Genomic DNA, 20,543 nt, shown 5'->3' on the forward strand with positions numbered 1-20,543 from the left:
CTCGAACAAAGGAGTGGAGCATGGCGGGTCGTCTCGCGGTCATCGGATCCGGTTTGATGGGCTCCGGCATCGCGCAGGTCTCGGCGCAGGCCGGATGGCAGGTCACCATGCGGGACGTCGACGACGCCTCGCTCAACCGCGGCATGTCGGCGATCAAGGACTCGCTGAGCCGGTTCGCCGCCAAGGGCAGGATCGCCGAGGCCGACGTCGAGGCCACCCTTGCCCGGATCACACCCACCACCGACCTGGACGCGGCCGGTGACGCCGACGTCGTGGTCGAGGCCATCTTCGAGAAGGTCGAGGCCAAGCACGAGGTCTTCAAGGCCCTCGACAAGATCTGCAAGCCGGGCGCGATCCTGGGCACCAACACCTCGGCCATCCCGATCACCCAGATCGCCACGGTCACGTCACGGCCCGAGTCGGTCGTCGGGATCCACTTCTTCTCGCCGGTGCCGATGATGAAGCTGGTCGAGCTGGTCCGGGGATACCAGACCTCGGACGCGACGCTCGCGGCGGCGCGCAACTACGCCGAGGAGGTCGGCAAGACCTGCGTCGAGGTGAAGCGGGACGTCGCCGGCTTCGTCTCCAACCGGCTCTTCTCCGCGCTGCTCGTCGAGGCGATCCAGCTGGTGGAGTCGGGCGTGGTCAGCGCGGCCGACCTGGACACGGTGATGAAGCTCGGCTTCGGTCATGCGATGGGCCCGCTGGCCACCGTCGACCTGACCGGCCTCGACGTCATGCTCAACGCGGCGAGCAACATCTACCGTGACACCGCCGACGAGAAGTTCTTCCCGCCGGAACTGCTGCAGCGCATGGTCACCGCCGGCGACCTGGGCCGCAAGACCGGCAAGGGCTTCTACAGCTACTAGCGTGACGCGGCGAACGCCAGCGAGAGCAGCGTCGCCGCCACCATCCCGCCCAGCAGCGTCAGCCCGATGCCGCCGATGTCGAGCCGCGCCTGCAACCTCCGATGAGCGAGCAGCGCGGCCACCGGCACCCCGGCCGACGGGGCCACCAGGAACGTCAGCCAGCCCATGCCACGGATCACGACGCCGGCCCAGACGCCGGTACCGCCGAAGGTCACCAGGCCGGCCGCGATCAGGCCGGTGAGTGCCGCGCTGACCGCGCCCACCACCGGGAGCAGGGGCAGCATCCACCGGGAGAGCGCGCGCCGGCCGACCGGGCGTACGGTCACGTCGATCCGGTCGGCGGCCTGCGACAGCAGCGTCCGCGGCGACTGCCGTCCCGGTGCCGGCGCGTCCTCGGTCGACGGGCGCCGCTGCAGGGCCACCCGGGGAAGCGCCTCGACGGGGGCCGGCTCCGGCACCTCGCCCAGTGCGCGGACCCGCATCCCGCGCGCCCGGCGCAGCTGGTCCCAGAGCCGGGCGGCCTCCCGGTCCACGTCCAGCACCTGGGCCGCGGCCGCGCCCGCCCAGCGGTCCGCCGCGAGCGCGTCGCCCTCGGCGCGGGCCAGCTCGCCCGCCGCCCGGGCGGCGCTGTCCTGGTACGCCTGCTCCGCGTTCTCCAGCTCGCTGTCGCGCCGCCGGGTCACGTCGGCGAGGGCGCTCACCATCAGCTGGTAGTCGCGGCCGAGAGGCTGCCGGTCACGTGTGGTCACTGTTCACCTCGTACGGGATGATCACTTCGGGTGTGCGGTGCACGGATCGGTCGAAGAACAGGGCGCGCCGGGTCCGCGGGTACCAGACCGGCCCGCCGGGCTGCGGGTGCAGTGGTGCGAGGTCGGCGCCCTGCACGTCCAGCGCCACCCAGGCGCCGATCGCGTCGAACCGGGCGCCCACCCCGCCGAGGTCGTCGCGGAGCCGGGCCACCGAGCGCCACCAGCCGAGGACGTGGGTGCGCCGCTCCGGGCCGTCGGTCAGCATCGCCCGCAACCCGGGGCGGTGCTCCGAACCGGCCGCGTCCAGCGCGTATCCGAGGACATAGCGCGGGACGTCGGCGGGCTGCAGGTCGAAGTGGACGTCGGAGGAGTCGTACCAGTCGGCGGTGGGCAGTTCGGCGACCAGCCGGGCCGCCGCGCGTTCGGCCTCCGGCGCCAGGCAGATCACGCTGAAGTGCGCGGGCCCCTGGGCGGCCAGGCTGAGTGCGGCGGCGGCGAGCACGTCACAGGCTTCATCGGTACGCGTACCGAGCACCGCCAGATTCCGCCCCGGCATCCGGCCGAGCCGCAGGCGGGCCGGTTGTGCCGCCACGTCGATCCGCTCGCCGAGCACCGCACCCGGCGACGACCCGACCGGGGCGTCCGCCGACGGAACCCGGCCCGATGGCCGGTACACCGACGGCAGGCGGGGCACCGCGTCCCCGTCGAAGAGCCGGGGCTCCTCGCAGCCCGCCGGCCGGGTCCGCCACAGCTTGCGCTGCACGGCGCGCCAGGTGTTCCGGTCGCCGGCGTCCGGCAGCCGGACGATCCGGTTCGCCCCGGCCACGCCCGACTCGGTGTTGACCACCGCGTGGTGGCGGGGGATGACCGCCGCGGCCAGGTTGTCCTCGGCCAGGATCCGGCGTGCCTTGGGCAGCGCGATCCGCAGGGTGAACTGGCCGATCAGGCCGGGACGGCCCCACAGCGCCTGGATGCCGGCCACCTCCTGGGAGGCCAGGATCAGGTGGATGCCCTGCGATCGGCCGCGTCGGGCCAGGTCCTCCAGCAGCGCCACCGCCTCGTCGGCGACCGCGTCCCGGCCGTCGAGCAGCACCTGGAACTCGTCGATCACGGCGACGATCCGCGGCCAGTGCCCGTCCGGGTCCTCGGCGCGCAGTTCGGCCAGCTTCCCGGCGTCGTACCGTTTCGCCGCCTGTGCCCGGGTCCGCAGCTCCTCGCCGAGGTGGCGCAGCATGGCCAGGCCGAACTCCCGGTCACCGTTGACGTTGATGCCGGCCAGGCGCACCTGCGGCAGCCAGGAGGGGTCGCGCGGGCCGGGGGCGTACCGCGCGAACGACACGCCCTCCTTGAAGTCGAGCAGGTAGAGCGCGAGTTCCTCGGGCCCGTACCGGGTGGCGAGCGAGCCCAGCCACGCGTGGATCAGGTTGGTCTTGCCGGATCCGGACGGCCCGCCGATCAGCGCGTGCGGCGGGTCGTCGCCGAGCGGCACCTCCACCAGCGTTCCGTCGGTGCTGTCCCCGATCGGCGCGCTCAGCCCGTGCCGGGACGACTCGGCCCAGAGCTTGGCAGGCTCCAGGTCGGACAGTCGCGCCGGGCCCGGGTCGGCGCGCAGCCGCTCGGCCGTGCTCTGGCAGAACGCCGCGATCCGCTCGGCCGGCGGCGGCGGGTCCAGGCGGATCTCCAGGTCGCCGAGCGAGTGGCAGGTCGCGGTCTGTTCGCGGACCATGATCCGTTCCACCGTCGGGTCGTTCTCCACCTCCAGGCCGCGGACCACCAGGTGCACCCCGCAGGACACCCCGGTACGCACGATCCGGTCCAGCTGCGCCCGCTGCGTGCCGGTGAGCTCGGCGGCGGTGGCCCGGTCGGCGAGCAGTACGACCAGCCGCCACGGCTCGGGTCGTGGTCCCGGCGTCGCCGCCACCAGGTCGGCCAGGCAGCCGTGCCGTCCGGCCAGGACCGTTTCGTTGACCTTGCAGATGTGCTCGACGAGCTCGTCCAGGAGGGAGCCGAGCCCGCCCGGCCCGACGAACGCCGGCCCCAGCGGCGCGAACGGCGCGAGGGTCCCGCCCAGGTGCTCGGGGTCGTAGATGGTGAGCTCGATCTCGCCGGGCCGGGTGCTGCCGAGCGCCCGCAGCAGCACACCGGTGATCACGTCGTCCAGGTTCGGCGCCGGGCCCGCCAGGTGCAGGTGGGCGGCGTCGAGCAGCGGAACCAGGCCGGGCAGCGCGATCCGGTCGTCGAACGTGATGGTGCCGATGCGCAGCAGACCGGGCCGGCCGCCGGGCTCGGGCTCGCTCGGCGCCCAGAGCCGCCAGGGCGCGCCGGCCGCACCGGTCGCGCTGACCGTGGCCAGCCCGCGCAGGTGGCCGGAGAGCCGGGACGCCTCGTCGCGGTACCGCCGCTCGATGTCGTCGCGGGCCGCCTCTCGGGCCGCCACCAGCTGGTTGAGGCACGTGGCGTACGCGTCGCGGACCAGCCGCCGCCGGTGCTGCGCCTCACCACGCGCCGACTCCGCGGCGGCCAGGACCGCCCGCGCCGTCCCGCGTGCCTCGGCGAGCTCCTGCCGGACCGCGGCGACCAGCGCGTTGCGGTGACTGCCCATGGTGGGGGATTTTAACCAGATACGCCCCTTTTGGGGCTTTAGCCGTTGCGTGTCGTGATCTCGTCCGCCGGTCGCGCGGGCAGCGCCCGGTGCCGCCCGCCCATCTCCGTCCACAGGCGCTCGGCCACGATCATCGCGGCTTCCCGCTGCCACTGCTTGTTGACGTCGCGCGACACGTACCGGCGGAACCAGTCCACGGCCAGCCGCGCCTCCCGGCTCATCCCGTCGCCGCGTGGACGTCGCACGTACGGGTTCAGGCCGAGCACGCAGCAGAACTGGAGCACGTTGTAGTAGCGCCAGTCGTCGGTGGTGCTGAACGGTCCCGGCGGCCGCAGCGCCGACACGCTCTCCCGCAGCACCGCCCGCAGTTCACGCGCGCGGGCCCGCGGCTGGTCCTCCCGCCCGGCGAGCCGCCGCTCCACCACCGGCAGATCGGTCAGCGGGCTGCGAGCCAGCCGGTCGAGATCACCGAAGTCGTTCAGCGCCCGGCGGGTCAGCCGCAGGAACTCCGGCTCGCTGATCGAGGCGAGCCGCCGCCGCTCCCGGCGGCGCAGCAGCGCGTCCGCGTTCAGGAACAGCGAGTCCCGGTCCGACCGCAGCGACGCGTCGTCGTGCAGCGCCACCCGGTCTATCAGGCGCCGCACGGGTCCGCCGAGACCGGCCAGCGCGGCCGCCACCGCGAGCATCACGAACTGCAGAGCGGCGACACCCTGATGGCCGTTAGTGATCATCATGGTGGCGGCCGCCGGGACCCCGATCAGCACCAGCGCGGTGATCGCCGCGGCCAGTGAACGGCGCAGATCCGGGCGCAGCCGCTCACCGGCCTCGGCCGCGTGCGCGACCGCGATGAGATAGCCCACCACCACGAGGTCCACGCCGATCGCGCCGACCAGTATCGCCCCGTCACCGACGTCCGCCGACGAGAGCAGCAGGGCGAGACCGGCCGCGTAGAGCAACGCCATCACGGTCAGCGCGGCGGGCAGCGTGCGCGGCGTCACCTGCGGCCGAAGGCGCCAGAGCATCACCAGGCCGCCGATCAGAGGGCTGAGCGCGACGAGGCGGCCCACCCCCGGCAGGGCGATCACCATGACCAGGAAGAGCACGCCGAGCACCAGGGCGCCACGGTCCACCGGCCGGCGCTCCCGCGGGGTCAGCGGCAGCAGCGCGACGACGGCGCCGGCCCAGCCGAGCGCGGGAAGGCAGAGGAGGACCTCGGCGGCCATGCTTGCGGGAGCGAGGGTCCAGGCGGCGACACCGATCGCGTACGCCCAGAGCGCGGCTGCCGTCCACCGGAGCGCCCACCGCCCCGGATCGCGCCCGATCACATAGCAAGCCAGCCACCAGGAGAGGGCAAAAGCGGGTACGGCGACAGCGGGCACCCGAGCAGTCAACCAAACAACTGGCGTGTCTCGACACCGGAGATTCGCTCACGCTTGCGACGGCGGCGGCGCCGCACCACCCAGAACGCCGCCCACAAGAGAATGACCAGGCCGAACAGAACCAGGATCGGCAGCAGGACCGCCACAATCGACATCACCACGCTGCCGATGTCCTCGGCGGTGCTCGCGACCGGAGCGCCGAAACCGGCCGTGCTCGCGTTCACGACCGGGCGGGAGGCGCTCTTCACGCCGTGCACGACGAGCGCGATCAGACCGCCGGCGACGATCGGCACCCACTGGTGCGAGGTGAAGAACGAGCCCGGGTCGGCCACGGTCACCGTCTCCGAGGCGGAACCCGCGCCGAACGCCAGGCCGCCGGCGGTCGGCCGCACGAACGTCTGCACCACGTCATTCATGTGATCGACGATCGGCACCTTGTCGGCGACCACCTCGATCGCCAGCAGAAGTCCGAGAATGACCAGGGTCCAGCCGTTCGTGAGCCAGGCGAAACCGGACGGCAGGCTGATCGCCTCGGTGTATCTGGCGAGCAGGCCCATCGTGAGCAGCGGGATGTACGCGTTGAGGCCCGCGGATGCGGCCAGACCGGTCCCGGTCAATGCTTCGAACACGAATCCAGCATGGCACCGGCATGCGAACCCCGCCGGGCGGGAGTCGGGTAGTGTCGCCCGGTGCGTCTGGTCATCGCGAAGTGCTCCGTGGACTATGTCGGCCGTCTCTCCGCCCACCTGCCCCCGGCGGTGCGGCTGCTGATGGTCAAGGCCGACGGGTCGGTGTCGATCCACGCCGACGACCGTGCCTACAAGCCGCTCAACTGGATGAGCCCGCCCTGCAAGCTGCAGGAGGCGCCGGGCGTCTGGAAAGTGGTGAACAAGGCGGGCGAGGAGCTGCGGATCACGCTGGAGGAGATCTTCCAGGATTATTCGTACGATCTCGGGGTCGATCCGGGTCTGCAGAAGGACGGCGTCGAGGCGCACCTGCAGGAGCTGCTCGCGGCGCACCCGGAGACGTTCGGCGAGGGCTTCACGCTCGTCCGCCGCGAGTTCATGACGGCGATCGGGCCGGTGGACCTGCTCCTGAAGGACCCGTCGGGCGCGTCGGTGGCCGTCGAGGTCAAACGCCGGGGCGAGATCGACGGGGTCGAGCAGCTCACCCGCTATCTCGAACTGATGAATCGGGATCCGCTGTTGGCTCCGGTCTCCGGTGTCTTCGCCGCCCAGGAGATCAAGCCGCAGGCCCGTGTTCTCGCCACCGACCGTGGGATCCGCTGTGTCGTGGTGGATTACGACAAGCTCCGCGGCATGGAGCGCAACGAGCTGACCCTCTTCTGACCGACGACGCGGTGGGCGGCCATGTCGGTGGCCGCCCACCACTGTCCTACGGGAAGTAGGTCTTCGGGGCGCTCCGGCTGAGCGTGACCCCCTCCGAGGCGTCGAAGACCCGGGCCTCGGTGAGCAGGATGCTGGCTTCGACGTAGTTCTTGCTGCAGTAACCCCAGGTGCCGTTGCCGAGCGAGTTGAGGCAGCGGCCGCTGCGCGCGGTCTTGGAGTTGACCACGTTCTGCCAGTAGGCAGCCGCCGACGCGCTGTCGGCCGCGGTGTCCCGCACCCACCAGCGGTCACCGTCCGCTACGAAGCAGACCGTCGCACCGGGGTGCACGATGCAGCTCGAGTTCGGCAGGCCCGCCGGCGGAGTGCCCGCGACGGCGGTGTTGTACTCGAACGCGGGCGGCACCGGCAGATCGTCGGCCGACGCGGCGGTGACCGGCCCGGCCAGGGTGGTGACCAGGCCCATCAGGGCCGCTGCAGCAATGGTGATGATCCTGTTTTTGGACAAAGTTCTCCCTCGTCGCATTGATGCGAGTAACTTTCGTGTCCGGGATCGTATACGATGTGGACGGTCGTGGGGGGATCCCTCAAACAGATTTCTGCGCGACTTCGGCGCTGCGGAGGTGGTCCAGCTCGGCGAGATACATCTCCTGAAGGCGGTGATGGTGCCGGACCAGCAGCTCGACCTCGTCGGAGGTGTAGCCCTCGACGAGCCGCCCCGCCCGTTCGGCGAACCCCTCATACGGGCGGTCCAGTTCGGCGGCCCGCTCCGGCCGGAGGGTGACGATCACCCGGCGCCGGTCCGCCGGGTCGCGTTCGGCGGTGACCCAGCCGGCCTGCTGGAGGCGGCGGAGCATGCTGGTCACCGCGCCCGTGGTGAGGTTGGTCCGCTCGGCGACCTGGCCCGCGGTGGCGGATCCGGCGTCCGCAAGGAAGTCCAGGCACTCCAGGTCGCTCACGGTCAGGCCCAGGCGATCCGCGATGGCGTACCGCAACACCGTCGAGAGCCGCGAGGTCTCCCGGCCGGCGCGCATGAGATCGACGATTGTGGACGTACGGGCCGGCTCGTGGGGCATGCCCGCAATCATGCCTCCGGCACGGTGACCCGGTGCAGCCGAGGTAACACGCGGGTCAGCACCCAGTGCGGCGCGGCCGCGGCCCCGGTGAGGCGGCGCATCAGCCCGGCGGCCGTGTCGACGGCGCGGAAGGCGTACGGCACCATCTCGTCCTGGTAGCGGGCGATCGCGTCCTCCACCGGCGTGCCGAACGCCCGGGCCTCGACCAGCCGGTGGCCGAGCAGGGCGGCGTCGCGGAGCGCGGTGTTGCCGCCCTGAGCGCCGAACGGCGGCATGACGTGCACGGCATCGCCCATCATCGTCGCCCGGGGTACCGCCCAGCGGTCCGGGCGGCGGCCGGTGGCGAACAGGTTGAGCACCGTGGCGTCCAGCTCGGCCGTGTCGACCAGCCGCTGGACGAGCGGGTGGAAGTCCGTACTCATCCGGGCGGCCAGGTCCCGCATCGCCAGCAGGTCTCCGCGGGCGCCCATCGGCACCTCCTCCTGCCGGAGCAGCATCCCCCACATCACGTAGTCGTGGCCGGTGGGCGCGTAGCTGCCCGGTGCCAGGCGCGCGAACGCCTCCCGCGGGCTCTCGCCGAACCGCATGGAGGTGAAGAAGAAGGCACGGCCCGGCTGGTTGGCGATGGCCAGGACACCGCTGGTACGCAGCACGTCCGGGATGATGCTCGCGCCGTTGCGCTGCAGGGGCGTCCGGCCGTAGACGCCCGCCATCGGGGTGTTCTCCGGGTCCGCGTCCGGGATGAGCTGCGCGCGCAGTGCCGAGCCGATGCCGTCCGCGCCCACGACGACGCTCGCCGGGACGGCCCCGCCGTCGGCGAACCGCAGCCGCAGTCCCGCCGGGCCGCGGTTGTCCACCCCGACGGCGGCCTTGCCGTAATGGATGCGCCCGTCCAGCCCGGACATCAGGATCGACCGCAGGGTCATCCGGTCGACCTGGCGGGTCGCGTGTGGCTCGATCTTGAAGTTGATGGTGAACGCGTCCCGCAGGCGGCTGTCGGTGAAGCGCAGGTGCCCGCCGGGTTCGTCGCCGGTGGTCAGCGCCAGTCGGTAGAGCGGACGGGGGAGGCAGTCGCGCAGTGCCTCCAACCCGTACCGGTCGAGGATGATCCGGTAGCCCTGCTGCCGGACGAAGGGTCCGAGGTCCCGCTCGTAGACGTGCACGTCGATGCCGGCGCGCATCAGGTACTGGGCGAGACAGAGGCCGGAGAGTCCGGCGCCGGCGATCGCTACCGAGAAGTCGGTCGATGTGGCCATGGCCGATTATCTTAACGACTAAGATGATTTCGGCAAGGGCGCGGGCGAACTCAGCGGCGGGTCAGTTCGGTGCGGTCGTCCGAAGTGGAGACGGTCACGTACAGGCGGACGACCATGGCGGTGACCGCGGCCTGGAGCAGCACCCCGGAGAGTGACAGCGGCTTCCCACCGGCGACGGCGATCACGAAGGGCAGGCCGAGGAGCAGCAGATCCGGGCCGGCCACCGCGTTGACCAGGGGACCCGTGGAGACGGTGCCCATCGGGGTGTCCAGGGGGAGGAGGTCGTTGCGGACGAAACCCACCCGGGCACGGCGGACGGCGGCCGTGGCGGCGAGCGGGCCGACGGCCAGGCCGAGCAGCGGCCAGGGTCCGGCGGGGAGGTGGCCGGTGACCTGGAGCAGGGCCAGGGCCGCGGTGGTCCAGGCGGTGGACAGCACGGCCGGGAGGCACAGCCGCTGGATCAGGATCTGGCGTGAGGTGAGGCCGAGCATCCGGAGCAGGACCGGGTTGCCGGCGTCGGTCTTCACGGTGGCGGTGGTGGTGCCCGCGGCGATCATGGCGCCGAGCAGGACGGCGATGCCGAGCAGCCAGCCCGGTGCGGCGGTGAGCAGCAGCGGCAGGGTGGCGGAGGCGGCCAGCCAGAGCAGGTGGGGCAGGCGGCGCCGGGCCAGCTGGTAGTCCTGGCCGATCAGCACCGGCAGGCGGGCCGGTGGGCGGGACGAGGTCAGTCGGCGGGTGGACCAGTAGCGGCGTTCGATCATGTCGGTGACCCACGACGGTTCCATGCCGAACGCGGCGTCGAACAGGGTGCCCGCTGTCTTGGCCGACTCGAGGATGCGGTTGTTGGGAACGTGCGCGAGGTCGCGTACCGATGAGAAGGAAGCGATGGCGACGATCACCGCGAGCGCACCGGTGAGGGTGACCAGCGACGCGGCGGGGGGCCACCCGGGAAGCGTGGGCGGCGTCCAGCCGGCCGCCTCGGCAACCAGCTCGGCCAGCGCCGCAGCAAGGGCGAAAGCGGTCAAGCGGTCGATCAGCGTGGCGCGGCGTGGATCGGACTGGGCGAAGGCGGCGATCAGGACGAGGGCCGCGCCGGACAACGCCGCGGTGACGATGAGCAGGGCCACCGGAGCCGTGTCGCGGGTAGCCGCATGGCCGAGCAGGGCGAATGCGGCTGCGGAGGATGTCACGGCGGTGGCGAGCGCGGTCAGGCGGAGGGAGGGCAGGAGGAGGCGGCGCCGGCTCACGGGTGCGGTCAGCAGGAAATAGGCTGCGGGGCGGCTGAGCGAAATCGGTCCGATGCGGCGCAGTGCCATCAAGATCAAAGCCAGGATGAGTACGGCTGACGCGCTCGCGGCCAGCCCGGTGAGTGCCGGTCGGGCGGGCCAGAAGAGGGCGGTGAGCTGGTTGTGCAGCATCGCACCCGTGATCGCCACGAACAGCACGCCGACGTAGATGCTGCCCAGCGTCTCCCCGCGATCACGATGGGACGACTGGGTGCGGGAGATCCAGCGCCGGACCGGCCGGAGCGGGACGGCGGCGGTCACTCGTGTGCCTCGCTCAGCGACTCCATCGTGGTGATCTCGGCGCCCGACGCGACGGCGAACTTGTCGTCGTGGCTGGCCATCAGCAGGGATCCGCCGGAGCTGACGTAGTCGGCGAGCATCGCGGCCACGGCGGCCCGCCCGTCGGGGTCGAGGCGCTGCTCGGGCTCGTCGAGGATGAGCAGCGAACTCGGGCGCACCAGGGCGAGCACCAGCGTGAGCCGCTGCTTCTGGCCGGAGGAGAGCGACGGCGGGATCGCGTCGGCGTGCGCGGTGAGGCCGAACCGGTCGAGCGCCTCGTCGATGCCGGCGCCGTCCGGGTCCTGGCCGTGTGCCCGGCAGACGAGTTCGGCGTGCTCGCGGGCGGTGAGCCCGGGGTACCAGGTGGGCGGTTCGACCGTGGTGACCACGGCGCGCCAGAAGTCGGGGGTGTCACCGGGCTCGGCGCCGAAGACCCGGATCGTGCCGGAGTCGGCCTGCTGGAGGCTGCTGACGCAGCGGAGCAGCGTGGACTTGCCGATGCCGTTCTCGCCGGTCACGCAGACGCCGGCGCCGGCCGGGACGACGAGCCCCACATCGACCAGCACCGGCGCCGAGCCGTAGCTGACGTGCAGACCGCTGACCTCGACCGCCGGGTGATCGACCACCCGAACAGACTAGGGCTTACGGCCGTAGAGAAGGCGCAGGGCCTTCACGATCTGGTTGACCTGGGCCGGGGTACGTTCGAACGTCATCGCGGGGAGCAGGGATTTCGCCCGGCGTACGGTGATCGCCTTGGCGCGGGCGAACTCGCGCAGGCCGTCCTCGCCGTGGATGCGGCCGAACCCGGACTCGCCGACGCCGCCGAACGGCAGGTTGCCCATGCCGACGAAGGTGAGCGTCCCGTTGACGGCGACCATGCCGGCGCGCAGCCGGCGGGCGATCCGGATACCGTCACGCTTGCCGAAGACGGCGCCACCCAGCCCGTACGGTGTGTCGTTGGCCCTGGTCACCGCGTCGTCGGCGTCCCGAACCTTGGTGATCGTCAGCGTCGGGCCGAACGTCTCCTCGCGGATCTCCGACGAGTCCGCGGGAACGTCGACGAGTACGGTCGGGGCCACGTACGGCGCCTGCACCGCCTCTGCACCGCCCAGCACCGCCCGGCCGCCCTTGGCCAGCGCGTCCTCGATGTGGTCGCGGATGATGTCCAGCTGGCGCGGCATGGTGATAGGCCCGATCTCCTCGCCGGTACGCAACTTGCCGGCCTTCTCCACGACCGCCTCGACGAACCGGTCGTAGACGGGCTCTACCGCGTACACCCGCTCGATGCCGATGCAGGTCTGCCCGGCGTTGGTCATCGCACCCCAGACGGCCGCCTCGGCGGCCGCCGCGACGTCCGCGTCCTCGTCGACGATCAGCGCGTCCTTGCCGCCGGCCTCGATCACGACCGGCACCAGGTTCTCCGCGCAGGCCGCCATCACCTTCTTACCGGTCGCGGTGGAGCCGGTGAAGGCCACCTTGCCGACGCCGGAGCGGCAGAGGGCGCCGCCGACGTCGCCGAGCCCGTGGACGACCTGCAGCACCGGGTGCTCCGGGACGATCTCGGCGAACGTGTCGGCCAGCCACTGACCGACCACCGGCGTGTACTCGCTGGGCTTGAACACCACCGCGTTGCCGGCGGCCAGCGCGCCGCTGATCGGGCCGACCGGGGTGAAGATCGGATAGTTCCACGGCCCGATCACGCCGACCACGCCGAACGGTTGGTACTCGAGGTGACCGGAGTGCTCGGCGACGAGCAGCCGCGTTCGTACCCGTCGCGGGCCGAGCACGCGCTTGGCGTTCCGGGCCGCCCAGTCCAGGTGCTCGACGGCGGCGGCCACCTCCATGACGCCGTCGGTGACCGGCTTGCCGGACTCCCGGTGAGCCAGCTCGGCGAGTTCCTGGATGCGCTCGACCAGCAGCGACCGCCAGCGCAGCAGCCGGGTCTTGCGGCCGTCCCAGCCCAGGCCCTGCCACCAGACGGCGGCGGCGCGGGCCTGCTCGACCGCGGCGTTGACCGCGTCGGTGTCGGCCACCTTCACCCGGCCGGCCTCCTCGCCGGTCGCCGGGTTCGTGGAGATCAACTGCCCGTCCTCGAGCACGGGCTGGCCGGGAACGTGAGTCGCCGTCATATCCGGAGTCTAGGGTGATTGTTACTGATCAGTCACTACGTACTCTTGAGTTGTGAGCCCCCGCCGCAACCACCCCCGCCGCCGTGACGCCGAGGACCCTCGCCCGGATCGTCCCGGAATCACCGAGGAGCGCGTCCAGCAGTGGCAGGACGGTGAGTGGATGGTGCGGAACATCTTCGGTGCGGCGGCGTCCAAGACCTACCGGTGCCCGGGTTGCATGCAGGACATCCGGCCGGGCGTGGCGCACGTGGTGGCGTGGCCGGCCGACGGTTACGGCGACGAGAGCGACCGGCGGCACTGGCACACCGGGTGCTGGCGGGCACGGGACCGGCGTGCCCCAGGGGTGGAGCGCTCGCGCAACGCCCCGCGCTATGGGTGATGATCGAAGCTATGAGCAACCAGATCCGTGCCAACTCCATCCTGCCCGCACACCGGGAGGACATCGAGTTGCACACCGCGGACGGCGTCACCCTCGTCGGTGAGCTGGCCCGGCCGCTGGACCGCGACCCGGTGGCCACCCTCGTCTGCCTGCACCCGCTGCCCACCCACGGCGGGATGATGGACAGCCACGTCTATCGCAAGGCGGCCTGGCGGCTGCCGGCCCTGGCGGGGGTCGCGGTGCTGCGGTTCAACACGCGAGGGACGAGCAGCGTACGCGGAACAAGCGGCGGCTCCTTCTCCGCTGCCGTCGACGAGAAGTTCGACGTGGCCGCCGCCATCGAGTACGCGGAGTTCGCCGACCTGCCGAACATCTGGCTGCTCGGCTGGTCGTTCGGCACCGACCTGACCCTCATGTACGGCCTCGACCCGGCCGTCACCGGCGCGATCCTGCTCTCCCCGCCGCTGCGCTTCTCCCGTCCCGAGCACCTGGCCGCCTGGGCCGCCGACGGCAAGCCGGTGACGGCGCTGATCCCGGAGTTCGACGACTACCTGCGCCCGGCCGAGGCGAAGGAGCGGTTCGCCGCGATCCCGCACGCCGAGGTGGTTCCGGTGCCCGGCGCGAAGCACCTGTGGGTGGGCGACGCCGAGACCGTCCTCGACGAGGTCGTCCGCCGGGTGGCGCCGGACGTGCCGGTGCCGCTCCCGCGCGAGTGGGACGGCCCGATGGAGACCGGTGACGCGGGAGCCTATGCCGACCGCACTGTCGCCGCCTTCTCCGACGTCGAGGTCCCCAAGCCGCTGGCCTAGCGTTGTGCCTGGGCCGGTTGGACCACTTCCCGCACGATCAGCTGGATGGCGGCCACCATCGGGATCGCGACGAGCGCGCCGGTCACGCCGAAGAGCCCGACCCCGACCAGGGCCGCCACCAGCGCCGCCACATCGCTGACCTTGACCGAGCGGCGCATCACGTTCGGATAGATCAGGTAGTTCTCGATCTGCTGGTACACGATGAAGAAGACGATGCAGACGATTCCGTCGGTGACCGAGGACGCGAGCCCGACGAGGCTCACGATGATCGCGCCGAGGGTGGCGCCGATCTGCGGGATCAGGTCGAAGACGGCGATCACCACGGCGAGGGCGAACGGGTACGCCAGACCGAGCGCCAGTGCCAGCGCGAACGTGCTGAGCCCGGCCAGGATCGCGATCGCCAGCGCGCCCACCATGTACGCCCCGACCTTAGTCAGGATCTCGTCGGTCAGCAGCCGCACCCGCTCGCGCCGCGACGACGGGACCAGGGAGTAACCGGTCTCCTTGATCCGCTCGAAGGCGGCCATGAAGTAGATCGTCAGGACCAGCACGGTCAGGATGTTGAAGATCGTGCCGAAGAGCAGCCGGGCGCCGCCGACCACCCCGCCGAGCGCGTTGCCGATGGTGCCCGCGTTGATCGCGGCCTGCACCTTGTTGACGATGTCGTAGCGCTGGACCAGCTCGTTGACCGTCTCACTGCGGCGCAGGCTGTCGATCGTGTCGGGCGCGTTGTTGATCAGCTCGGTGGTCTGGGTGACCAGCGGCGGGATCAGCGCGACGAAGCCACCGACAAGCAGCCCGACGACGGCGAGCGCGACGATCGCCACGGCGGCACCGCGCGGCAGGCCCCACTTGCGCAGCCGGGTCACCGCCGGGTTGAGGCCGATGGCCAGGAACAGCGCGATGAAGATCAGGACCAGGATCGAGGCGGCGTTGCGGAATCCCAGGAAGAGGGCGTACGCCAGGATGACGCCGAGGCCGAACAGGAACCCGTACAGAAAAGGGCTGCGACGGTTGAGCGGCGGCCCGGGCTCGCCGAACCGCGTCTCGTCGTCGCTCTCCTCCACCGCGGGCTTCTCCGGCTCGTCGGCAGCGGGCCGGTCCGGCTCGTCGGCAGTGGGCTGGTCAGCGGGCGCCTCAGTCGACATCGGACCTCCACCAGCTCCGTCAGGGAATCCGGAGAGTAACGCCACGATGCCCGCACCGCCACTCGGCGTGCGGGCATCGGTGATCAGCGTTACTCGGCGTCGGCGGAGACTCGGCTGCCGGACGGTCGCCTTACTCGGCGTCGGCGGAGACCCGGCTCGGCTGCGGGACGGTCACCTTGGCCGAGGCGGTCACCTTGCCCGGCTGCGCGGCCGGCGTGGTCGTGCCGGGCGGAGGGGTGGGAGCCGTGGCGGTGGAGGACGCCGGGGCCGGTGCGGCGGCGACGACCTTTCCGTCCGGCATCGTCTCGACCTTGGTGTCCAGCTTGGTGTCGACCTTGGTGTCGGCGAGCTCGGAAGGGATGTCGTGGTCCTCCGGTGAGGCGGCGGCGGCCAGCACCGCGGCGGCGGCCAGCTCGGCCACCCGCTTCGCCTCTTTTTGCACTTGACGGCGAACCTCGGCGGCGTGCCGCTCGGCGGCCTCACCGGCGCGCTCGGCCTCGCTGACCCGCTTCAGCTCCGCGTCGAGCTGCTGGTGCACCTCGGCGAGGCGCTGCTGGAGCCGCTCGTCCTCGGCCTCGGCGGACTCGGCCTGCTCCTCGGCGGCGACGCGGCGCTGCTCGGCCTCGCCGATCTTCGCCTGCGCGGCCTCCAGATCGCGGCCGGCCTGGGCGATCTTCTCCTGCTGGGACGCGATCTCCTTGCGCACGGCAGTGGCCTGCTCGTCGGAGCGGCGGAGAACCTCCTCCGCATATTTGTCGGCCTCGCTGCGCAGGTCGGCGCACTGCTTCTCGACGCCGGACCGCATCTGCGCGAGCTCCTCCAGCACCCCGTGCCGGCGCAGAGCCAGCTCGTGCTCGACCGACGCCTTCAGGTCGGCCTGCTCGCGCTCCGCCTCGGCCCGCTTGGCGTTGATCTCCTGCTGGGTCTTCTCCCGCAGCGCCTTGAGCTCCTGCTCGGCCTGCATCCGGGTGGACTGGACCCAACCGTCCACTTCGGCCCGGGTGCGCTGGGCGTCCTGAGTGGCCTTCTCGGTGAGGTGCTTCGCGTCGCCGCGCGCCCGGGTGAGCACGGCCTCGGCCTCGGAGCGCAGCTGCTCCGCGTTCTGCCGGGCGGTGGCGAGGGCCTTGTCGCTGGCGGTGTGCCGGGCGGCGTCGGCCTTCTCCTCCTCGGCCCGGCGGGCGGCCAGGGCGATCTCGAAGTCGCGGATGCCGTCGTGGGCGTGCGCCTCGGCCTCGGCCCGGATGCGCTCCGCCTCGGCGAGCCGGCTGGCGATGTCGTCGGTGGCGGAGGCCTTGATCGCCTCGGCCTGCTCCTCGGCCAGGGTGAGGATCTGCTCGACGCGGGGCCCGAGGTGACGGAAGGAGACCTCGCCGCTGATCCCGGAACTGCGGCGCGTCTCGGAGAGCTCCTGCTGGAGTCCCTTGACCTGTGCGGCCATCGCCTGGATCTGCGAGTAGGCCTGCTCGCGCTCGGCGCTCAGGGCGGCGATCTCGTTCTCCGCGCGAGCGACGTAACGCTCGACCTGCTTCCGTTCGTAACCCCGCAGGGCGGTCTCGAAGTTGGGCTCGGTGGACGCGTCCCCGCCGAGACCGAGAATTTCACCGCCGTGCGACATGCTGTCCATCCTCACATACGCATCGTCCCGAGCCGTACCGTTACACACCGCTTGGCGGGGACTGTGCGGGTAGTCACTTTTTGTCGGACCCCGGTAGCCAAAACCAGGCTACGCGCGAAAACGAGCAAGGCCGTCCCGGAGAAACTCCGGCACGGCCTTGAATCGTCTCGACCTCCCGGCCCGCTTCACCGTCGCGTACTCGCGGCGGCTTCGCAACCGGAGGGGCCGACCTCTCAGGAGTTGGTCTTGGCAGCCACCGGCGCGTCGCCGGGTCCGGCCTGCTCAGGCTGCTCGGCGGCCGGCTGAGCGCCCTGTTCGCCGGCGCGCTGGGCCGGCGCCTCGCCGGCCGGCTTGGGCGCCGCTTCGGCAACCGCCTTGGCGGCTGCCGCGCCACCGACACCCGGAACGAGGCCGGACAGGCCGGACAGCATCTGCCCGAGCTGGTTGGTGACGGCGTCCTTCTGACGGGTCAGGTCCTCGACCTCGCGGCGGGCGGCCTGGGTGGTCAGCTCGGCCTCGGTGCGGGCGTCGCTGAGCAGACGGTTCGACTCGGAGCGGGCCTCGCTGACGGTCTTCTCGGCGAGGGCACGAGCCTTCTCGACGGCCTCGGCGGCGCTGCGCTCGGACTCGACCCGGCGGGTCTCGGCCCGCTGCGAGATCTCCTTGGCGCGGTCCTCGGCGGCGCGGGCGCGCTCCTCGGCCTCGGACACCATCTTCTGCGTGGCGGTGACCTGGGCGGCGTGCCGCTCGGACTCCTCGCGCTCCGCCTTCTCCCGGCGCTCGGCGATCTCCAGCGCGAGGGCCTGCAGGTCCTTGTCGCGCTTGTCGCGGGCGTCGGTGAGCAGCTTGGTGGCCTCGGCGCGCTTCTCCTCGGCCTCCCGGGCGGCCTTGGCCCGGGCCTGGGTGATCTCCCGCTCGGCGGTGGCGCGCAGCGAGTTGACCTCGCGCTCGACCGTCGACTTCAGCTCGGCGACCTCGTGTGCGGTGACCGTGCGCAGCTGCTTGGTCTCGCGGTCGGCGTCGGAGCGCAGCGTGTCGGCCTCGCGGCGGGCCTGGACCCGGGTCTCGGCGGCCTCGCGCTCGGCGTGCGTGCGGACCTGGCCGGCCTCACGCTCGGCGGTCGCCTTCATGGCGGCGGCCTCGGCGCGCGCCTTGTCGGTGATCTCGCGGGCCTCGAGCCGCGCCGCGGAGAGGATGCCCTCGGACTCCCGCTTGGCCTCGCTGCGATGGTCGTTCGCCTGCTCCTCGGCGAGACGCAGGATCTGCTCGACCCGGGTGCCCAGCCCGGAGAGCGTCGGACGGTTGTTCTCCTCCAGCAGCTTGTTGCTGTCGGCGAGCTTCTGCTCCAGCGCGTTGAGTCGTTGCTCGGCCTGCCGCAGGCGACGCTGAGCGTCGTTCATGCGCTGCTCGGCCTCACCACGGGCCTGTTCGGACTGATTCAGTGCGGCGAGCAGCCGACCGATGTGTCCGTCCACCTGGTGACGGTCGTAACCACGCAGGACGACGGTGAAGTCGTGCTGCGAGTTAGCGGTCTCGAAGAAGGCCAGGTTCTGATCCTGCTGCTGGGGCATTGCGCCATCCTGGCGAGAAGGGAACGGACATGCAAGAGCCGACGGGCATCCGAACCGCATCGTAGATCAGCTTTGACCTGGACCGTAGCCGGGTCCTGAACCGAACGGCCCGCCGCCGGTCGACTTCCCGGTCGGCCGTCCGTCGTCCGTCGCCACCTGGTCACTCGGGACTTCGGACGATGTGGGCTCGGCCGCCGGCGTCGTCGGCCCTGCTCAATGGCCACGATCCTGCCAGGCGACCGAGCCCGAGTCAGGAGGAATCACCCGACCGGCGTACGCGTCAGACCGGCTCCACCAACTCGACCAGGACCCCGCCGGCGTCCTTCGGGTGCACGAAGTTGATGCGCGAACCGGCGGTACCCCGCTTCGGCTCGTCGTAGAGCAGGCGCATCCCCTGGGCCCGGAGACGGTCCGCGGCGACCTCGACGTCGGCCACCGTGTATGCGAGTTGCTGCAGGCCGGGGCCGCTGCGGTCGAGGAACTTGGCGATCGCCGAGTCGGCTCGCGCGGGCGCGAGCAACTGCAGCCGGGGCCCGGTGCCGTCGCCGACCGCGAGCATGGCTTCGCGGACGCCCTGTTCGTCATTGGTCTCTTGGTGCACACACCGCAAACCGAACTTTTCCCCATAAAAGCGGATGGCGTCGTCCAAGTCCGCTACGGCGATACCGACGTGGTCGATGCGTAGCAGTTCGACGTCGGAGAATGTGACATTCTCGGTGCCAACGGCACTCGGTGAGTCGTCTGTCATGCGATTAGTCTCGACCTGACCCATCGTTAAGGCCATTCCGGGTTCCCCTGACCCGGTCGTCGTCAGATCGGATCCCAGACAGTGACCAGCTCCGTGATCGTCAGTGGCGCCCGGACCCCCATGGGCCGCCTGCTCGGCAACCTCAAGCACCTGCCGGCCACCGCGCTGGGCGGGCACGCCATCAAGGCCGCGCTGGAGCGTGGTGGCGTCGCACCCGAGCAGGTGGAGTACGTGATCATGGGTCAGGTGCTGCAGGCCGGCTGCGGGCAGATCACCGCTCGCCAGGCCGCGGTCGCCGCCGGGATCCCGATGAACACCCCGGCGCTCACGGTGAACAAGGTGTGCCTCTCCGGCCTGGACGCGATCGCCCTGGCCGACCAGCTGATCCGGGCCGGCGAGTTCGACGTCGTGGTGGCCGGCGGCATGGAGTCGATGACCAACGCGCCGCACCTGCTGCCCGACGCGCGGCAGGGCCGCAAGTTCGGCGACGTGCTGGTGCGCGACCACGCCGCGTTCGACGGCCTGATGGACCCGTGGGCCGGGATCTCGATGGGCGAGTCGACCGAGGCCAGCGGGGTGCGCCTCGGCATCACCCGCGCCGAGCAGGACGCGTTCGCCGCGCTCAGCCACCGGCGGGCCGCGGCGGCGCAGCGGGAGGGCCGGTTCGCCGAGGAGATCGTCGCGGTGCCGGGCGGTGGTCGCGGCAAGGTCGCCCCGGTGGAGACCGACGAGGGCGTGCGCCCGGACGCCACCGCCGAGTCGCTGGCCGGTCTGCGCCCCGCCTTCACGCCGGACGGCACGATCACCGCCGCCAGCGCCTCCCCGATCTCCGACGGCGCCGCCGCAGTGGTCGTGATGAGCCGGGCGAAGGCCGAGGAGCTCGGCCTGACCTGGCTCGCCGAGATCACCGCGCACGGTAACGTGGCCGGGCCGGACAGCTCGCTGCAGTCGCAGCCGTCGAACGCGATCAAGCACGCGCTGGCGAAGGCCCGGCTGACCGTCGAGGACCTCGACCTCATCGAGATCAACGAGGCCTTCGCTCAGGTCGTGATCCAGTCGATGCGCGAGCTGAAGGTGGAGGAGGGGATCGTCAACGTGAACGGCGGAGCGATCGCTCTCGGACACCCGATCGGCATGTCCGGCGCACGGCTGGTGCTCACCCTGGCGCTCGAGCTCCAGCGCCGCGGCGGTGGCCTCGGCGCGGCCGGCCTCTGCGGCGGTGGCGGTCAGGGCGACGCTCTGATCATCAAGGTGCCATCAGCGTGACCGACTGCACCGAGCGGCACCCGGCCGCACCAAGAC

General features: G+C 71.6%; 19 protein-coding genes. 5 read left to right on the forward strand and 14 right to left on the reverse strand.

What is annotated here, in order from left to right; translation table 11 throughout:
- The first annotated feature begins 20 nt into the window (after nt 1-20).
- Nucleotides 21-869: a 3-hydroxyacyl-CoA dehydrogenase family protein gene (locus tag AB0M02_RS03600; RefSeq protein WP_364220810.1), complete on the forward strand. Its 849-nt coding sequence runs from the start codon at nt 21-23 to the stop codon at nt 867-869.
- Here AB0M02_RS03600 and AB0M02_RS03605 read toward each other — a convergent pair.
- Genes AB0M02_RS03605 through AB0M02_RS03620 form a run of 4 tightly spaced genes read right to left on the reverse strand, consistent with a single transcriptional unit; the run spans nt 866 to nt 6,228 of the window.
- Nucleotides 866-1,618 carry a hypothetical protein gene (locus tag AB0M02_RS03605; protein WP_364220813.1) on the reverse strand — a complete coding sequence of 251 codons (753 nt, stop codon included), beginning with the start codon at nt 1,616-1,618 and terminating at the stop codon, nt 866-868. The two genes, AB0M02_RS03600 and AB0M02_RS03605, sit on opposite strands and share 4 nt — an antisense overlap.
- Complete coding sequence (locus AB0M02_RS03610; RefSeq protein WP_364220816.1) at nt 1,605-4,220, reverse strand: FtsK/SpoIIIE domain-containing protein; 2,616 nt, start codon at nt 4,218-4,220, stop codon at nt 1,605-1,607. Before AB0M02_RS03610 ends, AB0M02_RS03605 begins: the two co-directional genes overlap by 14 nt.
- A gap of 38 nt (nt 4,221-4,258) precedes the next feature.
- Entirely contained in the window at nt 4,259-5,599 is a 1,341-nt protein-coding gene (locus tag AB0M02_RS03615; RefSeq protein WP_364220819.1) for a hypothetical protein, read from the reverse strand.
- A gap of 8 nt (nt 5,600-5,607) precedes the next feature.
- Entirely contained in the window at nt 5,608-6,228 is a 621-nt protein-coding gene (locus AB0M02_RS03620) for a DUF4126 domain-containing protein (RefSeq protein ID WP_364220822.1), read from the reverse strand.
- A 60-nt stretch (nt 6,229-6,288) separates the two neighbouring features.
- On the opposite strand from AB0M02_RS03620, the gene nucS reads away from it, so the two are divergent.
- Nucleotides 6,289-6,948 carry an endonuclease NucS gene (gene nucS, locus AB0M02_RS03625; RefSeq protein ID WP_364220825.1) on the forward strand — a complete coding sequence of 220 codons (660 nt, stop codon included), beginning with the start codon at nt 6,289-6,291 and terminating at the stop codon, nt 6,946-6,948.
- 46 nt (nt 6,949-6,994) lie between these two features.
- On the opposite strand, the gene AB0M02_RS03630 is transcribed toward nucS, so the two are convergent.
- From AB0M02_RS03630 to AB0M02_RS03655, 6 genes are all read right to left on the reverse strand, one after another.
- Complete coding sequence (locus AB0M02_RS03630) at nt 6,995-7,453, reverse strand: hypothetical protein (RefSeq protein WP_364220828.1); 459 nt, start codon at nt 7,451-7,453, stop codon at nt 6,995-6,997.
- Nucleotides 7,454-7,532: 79 nt separating this feature from the next.
- Nucleotides 7,533-8,021, reverse strand: coding sequence for a MarR family transcriptional regulator (locus AB0M02_RS03635; protein WP_364220831.1), 489 nt, complete (start codon nt 8,019-8,021; stop codon nt 7,533-7,535).
- Nucleotides 8,022-8,029: 8 nt separating this feature from the next.
- Nucleotides 8,030-9,277, reverse strand: a complete 1,248-nt coding sequence (locus AB0M02_RS03640) for an NAD(P)/FAD-dependent oxidoreductase (protein WP_364220834.1) — start codon at nt 9,275-9,277, stop codon at nt 8,030-8,032.
- 50 nt (nt 9,278-9,327) lie between these two features.
- Nucleotides 9,328-10,824, reverse strand: coding sequence for a DUF6297 family protein (locus AB0M02_RS03645; RefSeq protein WP_364220837.1), 1,497 nt, complete (start codon nt 10,822-10,824; stop codon nt 9,328-9,330).
- Complete coding sequence (locus AB0M02_RS03650) at nt 10,821-11,468, reverse strand: ATP-binding cassette domain-containing protein (protein ID WP_364220839.1); 648 nt, start codon at nt 11,466-11,468, stop codon at nt 10,821-10,823. Before AB0M02_RS03650 ends, AB0M02_RS03645 begins: the two co-directional genes overlap by 4 nt.
- 9 nt (nt 11,469-11,477) lie before the next feature.
- Nucleotides 11,478-12,971, reverse strand: a complete 1,494-nt coding sequence (locus AB0M02_RS03655; protein ID WP_364220842.1) for an aldehyde dehydrogenase family protein — start codon at nt 12,969-12,971, stop codon at nt 11,478-11,480.
- Between the two features lie 160 nt (nt 12,972-13,131).
- On the opposite strand from AB0M02_RS03655, the gene AB0M02_RS03660 reads away from it, so the two are divergent.
- Both AB0M02_RS03660 and AB0M02_RS03665 read left to right on the forward strand, forming a co-directional pair.
- Nucleotides 13,132-13,350, forward strand: coding sequence for a hypothetical protein (locus tag AB0M02_RS03660; RefSeq protein ID WP_364222529.1), 219 nt, complete (start codon nt 13,132-13,134; stop codon nt 13,348-13,350).
- A gap of 11 nt (nt 13,351-13,361) precedes the next feature.
- Nucleotides 13,362-14,159 carry an alpha/beta hydrolase gene (locus AB0M02_RS03665; RefSeq protein ID WP_364220845.1) on the forward strand — a complete coding sequence of 266 codons (798 nt, stop codon included), beginning with the start codon at nt 13,362-13,364 and terminating at the stop codon, nt 14,157-14,159.
- On the opposite strand, the gene AB0M02_RS03670 is transcribed toward AB0M02_RS03665, so the two are convergent.
- The 4 genes from AB0M02_RS03670 to mce all read right to left on the reverse strand — a co-directional run bounded on the left by AB0M02_RS03670 (nt 14,156) and on the right by mce (nt 19,241).
- Entirely contained in the window at nt 14,156-15,307 is a 1,152-nt protein-coding gene (locus tag AB0M02_RS03670; RefSeq protein ID WP_364220848.1) for an AI-2E family transporter, read from the reverse strand. The two genes, AB0M02_RS03665 and AB0M02_RS03670, sit on opposite strands and share 4 nt — an antisense overlap.
- A gap of 130 nt (nt 15,308-15,437) precedes the next feature.
- Nucleotides 15,438-16,922, reverse strand: a complete 1,485-nt coding sequence (locus AB0M02_RS03675; RefSeq protein WP_364220851.1) for a Laminin subunit beta-1 — start codon at nt 16,920-16,922, stop codon at nt 15,438-15,440.
- A 233-nt stretch (nt 16,923-17,155) separates the two neighbouring features.
- Nucleotides 17,156-18,493 (reverse strand): cell division protein DivIVA, encoded by a 1,338-nt coding sequence (locus tag AB0M02_RS03680; RefSeq protein ID WP_364220854.1) that lies wholly within the window; start codon nt 18,491-18,493, stop codon nt 17,156-17,158.
- Between the two features lie 280 nt (nt 18,494-18,773).
- Nucleotides 18,774-19,241, reverse strand: a complete 468-nt coding sequence (gene mce, locus AB0M02_RS03685) for a methylmalonyl-CoA epimerase (RefSeq protein WP_364220857.1) — start codon at nt 19,239-19,241, stop codon at nt 18,774-18,776.
- 81 nt (nt 19,242-19,322) lie between these two features.
- Between mce and AB0M02_RS03690 the strand changes: the two genes are divergently transcribed.
- A complete protein-coding gene (locus AB0M02_RS03690; protein WP_364220860.1) occupies nt 19,323-20,507 on the forward strand; it encodes an acetyl-CoA C-acetyltransferase in 1,185 nt (394 codons plus the stop codon).
- The last annotated feature ends 36 nt before the right edge of the window (nt 20,508-20,543 follow it).

Source organism: Actinoplanes sp. NPDC051861 (assembly GCF_040681145.1).
Classification (GTDB): Bacteria; Actinomycetota; Actinomycetes; order Mycobacteriales; family Micromonosporaceae; genus Actinoplanes.

Coding starts and splice junctions, on each gene's coding strand:
- AB0M02_RS03600 (WP_364220810.1), top strand. CDS start 21: ATGGCGGGTCGTCTCGCGGTCATCGGATCCGGTTTGATGGGCTCCGGC.
- AB0M02_RS03610 (WP_364220816.1), bottom strand. CDS start 4,220: ATGGGCAGTCACCGCAACGCGCTGGTCGCCGCGGTCCGGCAGGAGCTC.
- AB0M02_RS03635 (WP_364220831.1), bottom strand. CDS start 8,021: ATGCCCCACGAGCCGGCCCGTACGTCCACAATCGTCGATCTCATGCGC.
- AB0M02_RS03640 (WP_364220834.1), bottom strand. CDS start 9,277: ATGGCCACATCGACCGACTTCTCGGTAGCGATCGCCGGCGCCGGACTC.
- AB0M02_RS03655 (WP_364220842.1), bottom strand. CDS start 12,971: ATGACGGCGACTCACGTTCCCGGCCAGCCCGTGCTCGAGGACGGGCAG.
- AB0M02_RS03660 (WP_364222529.1), top strand. CDS start 13,132: ATGGTGCGGAACATCTTCGGTGCGGCGGCGTCCAAGACCTACCGGTGC.
- AB0M02_RS03665 (WP_364220845.1), top strand. CDS start 13,362: ATGAGCAACCAGATCCGTGCCAACTCCATCCTGCCCGCACACCGGGAG.
- AB0M02_RS03670 (WP_364220848.1), bottom strand. CDS start 15,307: ATGTCGACTGAGGCGCCCGCTGACCAGCCCACTGCCGACGAGCCGGAC.
- AB0M02_RS03675 (WP_364220851.1), bottom strand. CDS start 16,922: ATGTCGCACGGCGGTGAAATTCTCGGTCTCGGCGGGGACGCGTCCACC.
- AB0M02_RS03680 (WP_364220854.1), bottom strand. CDS start 18,493: ATGCCCCAGCAGCAGGATCAGAACCTGGCCTTCTTCGAGACCGCTAAC.
- mce (WP_364220857.1), bottom strand. CDS start 19,241: ATGACAGACGACTCACCGAGTGCCGTTGGCACCGAGAATGTCACATTC.